The organism is Algibacter sp. R77976 (genome assembly GCF_044594645.1).
Taxonomy (GTDB): Bacteria; Bacteroidota; Bacteroidia; order Flavobacteriales; family Flavobacteriaceae; genus Algibacter_B.
The window spans coordinates 1463816-1476437 of sequence record NZ_CP138989.1; the positions used below are offsets into that span (position 1 = coordinate 1463816).

The window sequence follows — 12622 nt, forward strand, 5'->3', positions numbered from 1 at the left end:
TACCTTATAAAAAGTAAAAGCTTCTCATATTCCCAATGGAATTGAGAAGCTTTTTTTATTAAATAAACTTAATTATATTTTTACAAGTTTAATGGTGTTAACTTCTCCTAAATTATTAGTTGCTTTTACTAAATAAAGGCTTTGCTTTAGGTCTGAAATATCGAAGGCATCTCCTTTCTGATAGTCGCCATTAAATATTTTTACTAGTTTCCCCGTAATAGAATAAATAGCTATCGTATCAATGTTTTTATTTATTGAAAAGGTGCTATTTGTTGGGTTCGGAAAAAGTCTTAAACCAACGTGAGAATCAAACTTATTGGTTGATAATGTTGAAGCTTGATTTCCGTAAACTCTAAATTCACCTGGACCAAGATTTATTGATGTTGTAGTTCCATCTACAGTTGTAGTTCCAGATTCATCCATCAATTCATACCAATCTCCAGAATAAGGAAAATTAGGATTTACAGTTTGAGCCGTTACAGAAAAATTAGCTATAACAATAACATTTTTTAATTCTGAACCTGAAGTGTTTTCATCACCTGTGTAAATACTAATTCTAGGCGTTTGCGTACCTGAAGTAATAGCGTAATTACCCTCAAAAACAGCTTCGTTAATTTTTAATGCATTAAGTCTAGCCCAATCGTTATAAATCTGGCTTCGGTTAGCATCACCCAACCAATTGTTTATCCATTGCGGTTGCGGTTTAGTGTCTAACTTACAATCGCCATCGCCATTACCATCATAATCTGAATTAACTACGCCGTTATTACACGTCCAAATAGAATTTTCCATGCCTAACTCTGCAAAATGCCAAACCATTTTTGGTCCTGGAACCGTAAGTGTTACAGCGCCCAATGCAGACATTCTGGATAATGCCGTATTTAAGTCGGTAACATCATGGGATGAGTTGGTGGTAACTCCAAATTGAGTCATTTCATACATAATTCTATCCTTGTCATGGCTTTCAGGATAGCCAAGCGTTCTTTTTTCAGTAAAACCATGAGCGGTATGTCCCATTCTTTCAAAGTTAATATCACTTGATTGTCCTTGGGCTAGGTTTTTATATGGTGTCCACATTTCACTCCACATCATAACACCTTTTGGAATGGCATCTCCTATTCTATAATTAGCCCATTCTTGTTCTTCGTTATCAGCTCCTAAATGCTCGAAAATAACAAAATGTGTTTCGTCTAAACTCCATGAGTAATCTGCGTAATCTTTTAAAATAGCAACACGATCGGCTTGATAACTGTTAGTGCAGCCTTCATCTCCAGAAGAACAATTTTGTGTAAATCCTTTGGTTAAATCCCAACGGAAACCATCTATATTAAATTCTTCAACCCAATGTTTTACAACCCGTTTAGTGTAAAGTTGTGTAAATGAATTTGAATGATCGAAATCTGAGCCAACACTATAAGTGTGTTTTGCGGTTTCATTAAAATATGGATTTTCTGAACTTGGTTCTCCCCAGCCATCGTTATCTGAATCGTTCATCCACATACGAACCATTGGGTTTCTTCCAAAGGCGTGGTTTAATGCGACATCTAAAATAACCGCAATACCGTTTTGATGACAAACATCAACCAGTTCTTTAAATTTATCTTCGGTGCCGTAAAACTTGTCTAAAGCCATGTGGAATGATGTATTGTATCCCCAACTTTCATTGCCTTCAAATTCCATTATAGGCATAAGTTCAATGGCATTAATATTTAAGTTTTTAAAATAATCGATTTTATCAATGATATCTTGAAAGTTTCTGTCGGCATCAAAATCACGAATTAAAACTTCATATATAACTAAATCTTCTTTTTTAGGTTTGTTGAAATTTGTAACCTGCCAGTTGTATGGTGTTTTGTCGGTTTGTAAAACGGTAACTTCTCGTTCTTGACCAGCTGGATAAGCAGGCAGGCTTGGGTAAGTTGAAGCAGGAATATATGGGTCGTCAAAAGGAGATAAAACCAAAGTAGAATACGGATCGGCTGTTTTTACTAAAGCAGGTGAATTTGTAATTGGGGTTTTGTCTACAACCCAATATTGAAATGTTTCAATTTGTCCAGGTGTTAACCCCGTTAAAGTAATCCAGAATTTATTATTTCGTGAAGGATCTTGCTTCATGGCATAACTTGCATCTGGTTGCCAATTATTGAAGCTTCCGGCAACATAAACAAAGTCTTTTCCAGTTGCATAAAGCACTAAAGTTGCTTTAGTAGGATCGCTATCATCATAGTTAATCCCATCTAAATAGGTTTGTGGCATCACGCTAAAATTTGAGCCGGGATCTACTATTACAGAAAAATTTATCGTTTTTGTTACACCACCAACAGTAGCTTCAAGTGTATAATTTTTATTAATTGTAATATTCATATCGGTATATGAATACGATGAAATACCTGTTTGAGAGTTAATGGTACTACCGTCTGCTTTTAAAACATAATCTGCATTTCCACCAGTATTTGATGCTGTTATGCTAAGATTGCTTCCAGATGACAAGATAGTTGTTGTATTAGTTGGTGCGCTTAACGATAACTGAAAAGCGCCTACATCTTCTAAAATATCTTGAGATTTTTTATCTCCGCTTCCATCTTTAGCTTTTACTAAAAAACCAATTCTACCAATACCAGTTCTAGAGAAAAATGAGGTTGGGACAAAAGACATCGTATACGTGTCGGCACCACTATTGTAAGTAAAGCGATTTGTTTCGCTTGAGTTGTCCCAAAAACCATTGGTTGGACAATCTTGTTGACCTGTTAAATTTGTGTTGTAAGACCAAGCCCATAAATATAAGGCGTTGCCTGTTATGCCCCAAGCCACTTCATCAACACTACTACCTTGTATGGTAATAGTTATATTATCACTTTCTTCAAAGGGAGAAGGTGTAACCGTATGTGTAACGGTTTGTTGCTGTGCAAAACACCAATTTATTGATATTAAAAAAATGAGTATTAGTTTTTTCATAGCATTGCGTTTTATAAAAAAAGAGGTTGCAAATTATAAGCATGCAACCTCTTTTTAGTTTTAAATAATATTTTTTAAAGAGGCTTACCTAGACCCTAAATAATAAGCAGGACCTGCAGCATCATTAAAATCTATAGATATTACATAATTTCCTGCAGTTACAGCAATATTATTGTCTGCATCTTGGTCTAATATGCCATCTAGATTAGCATCGCCATAGTCACCACCCCAATTATTGTTCATACGGAATTTAATTTCACCATCTACCATGGTTACATTTTCAGTATAAAACACACCTGGTTGAATTTCTGTTAAACTAGCATCAGGAGATGCTCCCCAATCGTTATAACCAGAACCTACGGCACCCCAAACGTTTGCTGCTTCTTCAATGGTGTAGCTGTTATCATTTAGGTTTATTGTAATTAAATAGTGTCCAGCTGCTGATGCAATATTATTATCAGCATCAGTATCTAAAACACCATCAAGAGTTGCATCACCAAAACTCACATCCCATGCATTGTTCATTCTAAATTTAATTTCACCATCTAATAATTGAACACCAACTTTAAAAGTATCTGTTGTATAATCATAGTAAAATTTAGCATCAGGAGATGCTCCCCAATCATTATAACCAGAACCTACAACACCCCAAGAAAATGGTTCAATTGTATAAGAGTTATCATTAGTGTCAATAGTAATTTTATAATCACCAGCAGTTACAGCGATATTGTTACCGTCATCAGCATCTAAAACACCATCTAAATCCGCATCACCTAAATCGCCACCCCATTGGTTATTCTCTCTAAATTTAATTTCACCATCAACTAAATTTACATATGAAACAATAACACCAGGAACAGCAGTTGTGTAAAACTTAGCGTCGGCAAATGCGCCCCAGTTGTTATATCCAGAACCAACTACACCCCATGTAGCAATTTCGTAAGAACCACCGCCTTCTACTATTTCTGGTAAAACTATTGTAAGTTCTTGTGTTGCAGTATAGGTTGGTAATCCTTCAGTTCCAACAAAGCCTTTTACTCTAAAATAAAGCGTTCCGGTATTTGGTAAATCTGTATTTGGATCGTTATCTAAACCAGCAGTTTCAGCAAAGCCAAGCATAGTGCCTATGGTAACAGCAAGCTCGTTGCCATCAGTAGTTCCAACGGTTGTTGCATCTGTAAAATCGCCTAAAATTGAATTTTCTAATTCGTAAGTTACATTTGTTGGTACTCCAAAATCGGCATCTTGCCAAGTAAAGCGCTCACCTAAGTTGTTGGATGCGGCTACTGTTAATACATACTCATCTAAAAAAGTATTAGAGAAGCTTATGCCTTCAGTTGGTTCTTGAGCTGTGAACACTAAGTCGTCATCCTGGTCACAGGCATTAAAGCCTATGAACGCAATTAATAAGAGTGATAAAAGTTTTATATTTTTCATAATCGTTTAGTTTTAGTTTTAAAATCCTGGGTTTTGTGTTAAATTCGGGTTGGCTTGTAAAGCCGACGAAGGAATAGGGTATAAATTATACGTTGCTGGTATTGACGTACCATCCTTTACACCGCCTTTCCATGGCCATAAATATGTACTACCTGTAAACATTCCAAATCGTATTAAATCTGTACGTCTGTGACCTTCTAGGTTTAATTCTCTTCCGCGTTCATCAATTATAAATTGTTCGGTTAAATCGGTTTGAGTAATCGTACTAGCTTTTGATCTTGTTCGAACTTCGTTTACATAAGTTACAGCTGTACCCATATCTGCTCCTGCAGCTCCTCTTACAGCACATTCTGCATACATTAAGTAAGCATCTGCTAATCTGAATAAAGGAAAATCTGTTGGAGAAAAACTTGATGGTAATGACTCTCCGGTAAAGTTTGTGTTTCTAAATTTTACAGAAGGGTAGCCATCAGTCCACTCTTTATAATCTTCCATTTCAAAATTGTGACCTTCAGTCCAAAATAATTTAGCTCTATCATCCGTAGAAGTTCCTAAATCACCAAATAATCCATACCAAGCTTTACTTGATCTGTGACCACCCCAACCTTCAGTTGCTCCAAATTGAGCCAGAGGCGTTGTATCTGCGTTTAAACTGCCATTTACAATGTATGTCGTGTTACCAAAACTTTGACTTACTTGAGCGTCAGCAATTAATGGGAATATAATTTCGGTTGATGAATCATTATCAGCAGAAAACATACTAACAAAATCGTTTGCAAGCGCATAAGGGCCTTCTGTAATTACTTTATTAGCATACGTCGCTGCATCAGCATATCTAGGGGTTCCTGTATATACTTCGGCATTTAAATATAATTTTGCTAATAACATTTGTGCAGCGCCATTTGTTGCTCTTCCGTAGGTGTTTGTTGCTGGTAATAAAGGTTCAATTTCTAATAGTTCAGATTCAACAAAATCAAACAATTCTTGTCGGGAAGCTTCTGGTAAAGCTTCGGTTTGACCAAATGTGTCTTCTGTTGCTAAAACTCCTTTTCCAAAAACATCTATTAAATAATAGTTAGCTAAAGCTCTAATAAATCGTACTTCAGAAATAATAACCTCTTTGTTTTCTACATCTACATTTGGGAGTATAGAAAGGAGGTTGTTACATTGTGGAATCGTAAAAAAGATTCTATTATATAAATATCTAAAGAACTTATTATCCGGAGTCCAATCTGAAGTCGTAGTTAATTGGTCTAAACCATTATCTCCCCATCTGTTTTTCATGGCGTCTGCTGCAAAATCTTGTAGATTTACAATACCTCTTAAAAAAGGTGATTCTCCAGCATCGTCGCTAATATCTGAACTTCCAGAGCCATCTGCTCCAGAAAGGGCAAAGGATCCATATAACCTTGATAATATGCCTTCAACCGCTTGAGGGTCTTGCGCTAAGAGTTCATCAAGGGATAGTTCTGTTATTGGTTCTGTGTTTAAATCATCTGTGCAACTAATGTTAACAGTGAAGACTACTACTAAACCAAATAGTAATTTTAAAATTTTATTTTTCATAATTTTCATAGTTTAAAAATCAATATTAACACCTAAGTTATACACCGTTGCTCTTGGGTAAAAGTCGTTGTCAATACCCGTAAAATTCTCAGGATCTTGTCCAGAATAATTTGTAATTAAAAAGGGGTTATTAATGGCTCCATAAATTTTAAGCCTTGCATTTTTAATAACATTATCTAAGGTATGACCAAGTACAATATTTTCACATCTTAAGAATGAAGCACCTTCAATAAAATAATCTGAATATTGAACAGGATCTACAATATCTGTAAATACTGGATTTGCTTCTCCTGTAAAGAAATTTAATGTGTTGTTAAATGAATTGCCATCTAAAGATAACGCATTATCAATAGCCCCATGTGTTAATTTTCTTGAGTTATAAATTTCGCCATCTAATTGACCTCTAAAACTAGCACTTAAATCCCAGTTTTTGTAGTTCATATTAAAACCAAAACCAAAGGTCCAATTAGGTTGAATTGCTCTATAATATCTATCTGCTTCAGTAATTCTACCATCGTCATTTAAGTCTACAAAAGATCCTAAAATTGGGTTTCCATCTGTATCATAAACTTGTTTGTGTACCCAAGCAGAGTTAGCTTGTTCGCCTAATGCATGTCTTAATAAAAAATTACCTGTTCCAATCGCTAGCCTAGTTCCGTCACTATTAACTGTAATTTGTTCTGCACCATCTAAATCGGTAACCTCAGTTATATTGTACGATAAATTTCCATTAAAAGATAAATCGAAGGTTTCATTCTGAATTGGATTTAAGTTTAAGTTTAATTCGAAACCTTCACTTTCAGTTGCACCTACATTTTGAATTACTTGATCACTTAACGCTTGTCCTGGAGGAACATTTGTTAATACTAATAAATCTGTTGTTTCTCTTTTAAAAATGTCGAATGAACCTGTTAAAATGTTATTTGTAAAAAATTCAAAGTCAACACCTAAGTTATAAGTTGTTGATTTTTCCCAAGTTAAATCTGGGTTGAATTCTTTAGCATTATAAAGGTTTACACCTGAGATATATTGACTTTCAGGAGATCCTATTTCAAATAAAGGAATAGAAGGGTAGAATCCAACTTGACCAGAAATGTCTTGCTGACCAGTTTCACCCCATCCAATTCTTACTTTGAAATCGTTAATAAAGTTTACATCTTTCAAGAAACTTTCTTCTTTAACTTTCCATGCTAATGCAGCGGAAGGGAAATAACCCCATCTGTTTTCTTCTGTAAAAAATGAAGAACCATCTGCTCTAAATGAAGCTGTAAGTAAGTATTTGTTTGACAAATTAATGTTGGCTCTACCAAAGTAAGACTGTAAGTTTAATTCGTTAAAATATCTGTTATTTGGATTTAGTGGGTCAATATTTAGAATTCTTTGACCGCTAACAGGATCATTTTCATATTCATCTTTATTACCATCGTTTTTAAAATTTTGGTATGAATAACCGGCTTGAACATCAAAATTATTTATGAATGAATTTTCAAGTTCTTTACGATACGCTAGATAAGATTCCATCGTAACATTTGTGATATGTTGTCTTTCACCAAAGCTTTTTCCAGAATTGAATATATATGTGCCAGCAGGAACATTTGTGTCGGGAACAAGTGTATATGAATTGATGGCATTTTCAGAAAATCTTTCAGTAATCTCTGCTCTTGCAGCTTCTAAGCCTAAATTAACAACAGCACGTAATTCAGGTAAAAAGTGCATCTTATAGTCTAATTCAATATTACCAAGAATACGATTTACTTTTTCAGGACGAGATCTTTGAAGTAAAACACCTAATGGGTTACCTGCTCCAATTTTTGCATTAGGATCATTAGGGTTATCCGAAGCCTGTAATTGCTGATAGAAACCACCAAAAATTGAGTTACTATCATAAATTGGCTTAGTAGGATCCATTGAAATTGCACCACCAAGAGCAGCACCATCATCAATTGAATTTTTATCTACAGCAGTTCCTTTAGCATTGATGTCTACTTTTAAATGATCATCAAAAAACTTAGGCGTTAATCTTAACGATGCCGTTATTCTTTCATAATCATTAGTTTGTACAACACCTTCAGTTTCATTATAACCAACAGATGCTCTAAAAGGGATTTTTTTCAATAAATTAGCTCTTACGCCAAAGTTATAATCTTTAGTTACAGCTGTTCTGTAAATTACATCTTGCCAATCTGTATTGTATATAGCTCTATCACCACTTGGAGTGCTAATAATTTGCGATACAGGTTGATTTGTGTCTACACTTCCAACAGGCACACCTAAAGCACTTAAGTTATCAGGAAAGTACATTTGAGCAAATGTTACAAACTCGTCACCATTCATAACTTGAATTTGATCACTTGAACTAACATTGCTTAATGATGTTCTTGCAGAGAAATTAAATTTAGCTTCGCCTGAGGTTCCTTTTTTAGTGGTGATTATAAGTACACCGTTAGAAGCACGAGAACCGTAAATAGCGGTTGCAGATGCATCTTTAAGAACACTAAAACTTTCAATATCGTTTGGGTTAATTAAACTTAATGGGTTGCCCACACCAGCTACACCACCATTGTCTAATGGTACACCATCAATAACAATTAAAGGCGCATTATTACCAGAAAGCGATGAACCACCCCTAATTCTAATATTTGGAGCAGCATCTGGTTGGCCACCTGCGCTAGTTATTCTTACACCGGCAGCTTTACCTTGTAGTAATTGATCTGGAGATACAACAGCACCTTGGTTAAAGTCTTTGGCTGAGATAACTTCAACAGCACCAGTTAAATCTTCTTTTTTAACACTACCATAACCAATAATAACAATCTCCTCTAACTGAGATGTGTCTTCGGTTAATTGAACGTTTAGTTTTGATTGTCCAGAATAAGTTACTTCTTGCGATTGATAACCAATATAGGAAAATACAATAATGTCTCCGTTATTTGCTTCAATACGATAATTTCCATCAAAGTCGGTTGCGGTACCAGTACTGGTGCCTTTAATAACAACATTAACTCCTGGTAGTGGAATTGAAGTGGATTGTTCTGTTACTGTTCCTGTAATTGGTGTTTGTCCAAAAATATAGACGGGCGCCAAAAACAGAAAAAACAGTAAACTATTAATAATTGTCTTCATACAAATTAGTTTAGTTTATAAAGTTTCATTAGTTCGATTATATTTTCACTTCTCCCTTCAAAGCTATGTAAAGAAATTGTAAACAAACAATTAGAAATTACGAAATTAATTACGAAAACGTTTTCGTGTTGATAACTTATTATTTTTTTGTGGTAATAATGAGAAAATCATAAAATATCTATTGAATATAAATAATCTTATATATTTTCGAGCCACACGAATTATTATTATTTTAGAGAGAATTTTAGATTATGAAGAGAAAGATAACTTTAAAACAAATCGCAAAAGAGCTAAATGTCTCTGTTTCAACTGTTTCCAAAGCTTTAAGTAATAGCAAAGAGATAAGTGAAGATACTACACAAAAAATTCAAGCCTTTGCAAAGCTTTATAATTATAAGCCTAATAACATTGCGCTTAGTTTGAAGAATAGAAAAACAAAGACTATTGGAATTTTAATTCCAGAGATTGTTCACCACTTTTTTTCGACTGTAATTCGAGGTATAGAACGGGTTGCCAATCGCCGCGGATATAACGTTATTGTTGGATTGTCTAACGAATCTTTTACAAAAGAAATCATCAATATGGAAATGCTCGCCAATGGTAGTATTGATGGGTTTGTGCTTTCTATTTCTAAAGAAACTTTATTAAAACAAGATTATCATCATTTTAATGCCACTATAAATCAAGGGATTCCTATTGTGATGTTTGATCGAGTTGTAAACGAAGTAGACTGCGATAAAGTTATAGTAGACGATTTTAACGGCGCTGTAAAAGCCGTAAATAAACTCTTGGAAAACGGTTGTAAAAACATAGCTTTAATTACTACAATGGATTATGTAAGTGTAGGTAGGTTAAGGACTCAGGGCTACTTGGAAGCGCTTCAAAATAATGGAGTTATTGCAAATTCTAATTTGATATTAAAGATTGATGATAGTTTGGATGTCGAAAATAATCTTGATGTTTTAGAAACTGAGATCGCACAATTTTTTAAATCAAACCCAAAAATTGATGGCGTGTTTGCAGTTAATGAGCTATATGCAGTCTCCGCAATGAAAGTTGCTCGATTATTAGGCTTGAAGATTCCTGAAGATTTGCAAGTAATTGGTTTTACTGATGGTGTGCTTTCAAAACATGCTACGCCTAGTTTAACAACGGTAAGTCAACATGGACAAAAGATAGGGGAGCAATCTGCAAATTTATTGATAGATAGATTAGAGGCCGAAGATGCTGAAACCGAACAATACTTTACAAATAACGAGAAAAAACGTGATTTTATAAAGATGGTAATTGAGACCGAAATTATTGAAAGAGAATCTACTAAATAGTTTCGTAACGATTTTAATGAATTAGGAAAATCAAAATTGTTTTATATCTTTGACTCGAAATCAAAACTTATATTTTCACTTCTCACAATAAGTTTTGATAAGTAATACCAATTTAGTTTAAGCTAGAATGGTATACAATCGCTTATCAAATAGTATTCATTTAAACATACTATTTAATGGAAAAGCGTAGATTAAGTTTCTGGCAAATTTGGAACATGAGTTTCGGATTTCTAGGAATACAATTTGGATTCGCACTTCAAGGAGGCTTTATGTCTCGAATATTTCAAACTTTAGGAGCAGGTCATGACGATATACCGTTGTTATGGATTGCAGCCCCGTTAACAGGATTACTTGTACAACCAATTATTGGTTATTTAAGTGATAGAACTTGGCACCCAAAGTTAGGAAGACGACGGCCTTATTTTTTAATTGGAGCAATTTTAAGCTCTATTGCATTGTTTTTTGTGCCTCACTCTTCAGCTTTATGGATGGCGGCAGGATTTTTATGGATTCTAGATGCTTCCATAAATATTTCAATGGAGCCATTTAGAGCTTTAGTGGCAGATAAATTACCAGAGTCTCAACGGTCTTATGGCTTTGTGGTTCAAACTTTAATTATAGGAATTGGTACGTGGATTGCCAGTAACTTACCATGGATGATTTCGCAATTGGGAGTGAGTGATTCTGCGCCTCAAGGTGTTGTTCCAATGTCTGTAAAAGTGGCGTTCGCCATTGGGGCTTTTGTTTTTTTAGTTAGTGTGTTATACACCATTTTCACAACTACTGAATATCCTCCGGAAGATATGGAGGCATTTGAAAAGGAAAAACAAAAGAAGAATCAGTTTATACCAGACATAGTAAATAATATAGGGAATATGCCTATAACTATGAAAAAATTGGGTGTCATTCAATTCTTTTCTTGGTTTGCTTTTTTTACAATGTGGAGTTTAGCAAATCCAGCTTTAACAGAACATGTATTTAATGCGCCCGCTCCAATTGAAGCAAATTACAATATGGAGATTCCTTTACAAAAAGAAGCTTTTGATGTTGCAAATACATCTTTTCAAAAAGCTTCAAACTTAGTAGGATCGGCCATGGGAGTTTACGGCTTGTCATCAATGGCATTTGCATTGTTGTTAACGTTTTATACTTCAAAAAAGAATATTAACAGAAAATACGTGCATATGGGCTCACTAATTTTAGGTGGTCTAGGATTTATTGGAATGTATTTAATTGAAAGCCCTGAAAATTTAAAATACTGTTTTATGCTAGTAGGAATAGCTTGGGGAAGTATTCTATCCATGCCATATGCGATGTTATCGAGCTCTGTAGACCCAAAAAAGATGGGGATGTTTATGGGGATTTTCAACATGTTTATAGTAATTCCGCAAATTATAGCAGCACTTGGAGGTATTAATTTTGTCTCTGGTCTTTTAGGTGAAGAAGCTATTAATGCGATGTTAGTAGCAGGAGGAAGTTTAATAATAGCTGGACTATGTAATTTCTTAATTACAAACAAATCAGCAATATCATATCAACCAGAAATAGATGAATAAAATAGGAGTCATATTTGATCTTGACGGTGTTATAGTAGACACCGCAAAATATCATTTTTTAGCATGGAAAGACCTTGCAGACCATTTAGGTTTCGAGTTTACCGAAACAGATAACGAACTTTTAAAAGGCGTGAGTCGTGTAAGATCGTTAGAAATTCTTTTAGATATTGGAAACATTGAGCTTTCCGAAGAAAAAAAACAAGAATTTCTAATTAGTAAAAACGAACATTATTTACAGTATATCACCAAAATGGGGCCGGAAGAAATTCTGCCTGGAGCAACTCAGCTTTTAGATACTTTAGACACTTTAGGAATTAAATACGTATTAGGTTCTGCAAGTAAAAACGCGCCATTAATATTAAAGCAAGTAAACTTATACGAAAGGTTTGCTGGCATTGTTGATGGGAATAGTGTAAGTAAAGCAAAACCAGACCCAGAAGTATTCCTAAAGGGAGCTAAAAAATTGAATAAAGAACCAGAACATTGTGTCGTTTTTGAAGACGCCATTGCGGGTGTAGAAGCTGCAAATACAGCGAACATGATATCAATCGGAATTGGAGATGAAAAAACACTGCACGAAGCCGATTTTAATTTTAACAATTTAACTGAAATTCCTGATAATTTTTTTACCGAGGTTATTTCAGAAAAAATATAGAAGAA

The 12622-nt window shown here is 34.5% G+C and carries 7 protein-coding genes; 3 read left to right on the forward strand and 4 right to left on the reverse strand.

The window, feature by feature from the left end; translation table 11 throughout:
- Positions 1-72: 72 nt before the first annotated feature.
- From SJY43_RS06335 to SJY43_RS06350, 4 genes are all read right to left on the reverse strand, one after another.
- On the reverse strand, positions 73-2955 hold the full coding sequence (locus SJY43_RS06335) for an alpha-amylase family glycosyl hydrolase (protein ID WP_396603003.1): 2883 nt from the start codon (positions 2953-2955) through the stop codon (positions 73-75).
- 84 nt (positions 2956-3039) lie between these two features.
- Positions 3040-4392 (reverse strand): SusE domain-containing protein, encoded by a 1353-nt coding sequence (locus SJY43_RS06340; protein WP_396603004.1) that lies wholly within the window; start codon positions 4390-4392, stop codon positions 3040-3042.
- 18 nt (positions 4393-4410) lie between these two features.
- Positions 4411-5958 carry a RagB/SusD family nutrient uptake outer membrane protein gene (locus SJY43_RS06345; protein WP_396603005.1) on the reverse strand — a complete coding sequence of 516 codons (1548 nt, stop codon included), beginning with the start codon at positions 5956-5958 and terminating at the stop codon, positions 4411-4413.
- 12 nt (positions 5959-5970) lie between these two features.
- Positions 5971-9081 (reverse strand): SusC/RagA family TonB-linked outer membrane protein, encoded by a 3111-nt coding sequence (locus tag SJY43_RS06350; RefSeq protein ID WP_396603006.1) that lies wholly within the window; start codon positions 9079-9081, stop codon positions 5971-5973.
- Between the two features lie 251 nt (positions 9082-9332).
- Between SJY43_RS06350 and SJY43_RS06355 the strand changes: the two genes are divergently transcribed.
- The 3 genes from SJY43_RS06355 (at position 9333) to pgmB (ending at position 12617) form a co-directional block, all read left to right on the forward strand.
- A complete protein-coding gene (locus SJY43_RS06355; RefSeq protein WP_396603007.1) occupies positions 9333-10406 on the forward strand; it encodes a LacI family DNA-binding transcriptional regulator in 1074 nt (357 codons plus the stop codon).
- A 176-nt stretch (positions 10407-10582) separates the two neighbouring features.
- Entirely contained in the window at positions 10583-11962 is a 1380-nt protein-coding gene (locus SJY43_RS06360) for an MFS transporter (protein ID WP_396603008.1), read from the forward strand.
- Positions 11955-12617 carry a beta-phosphoglucomutase gene (pgmB, locus tag SJY43_RS06365; protein ID WP_396603009.1) on the forward strand — a complete coding sequence of 221 codons (663 nt, stop codon included), beginning with the start codon at positions 11955-11957 and terminating at the stop codon, positions 12615-12617. The genes SJY43_RS06360 and pgmB overlap by 8 nt, the downstream gene beginning before the upstream one ends.
- Positions 12618-12622 lie beyond the last annotated feature (5 nt).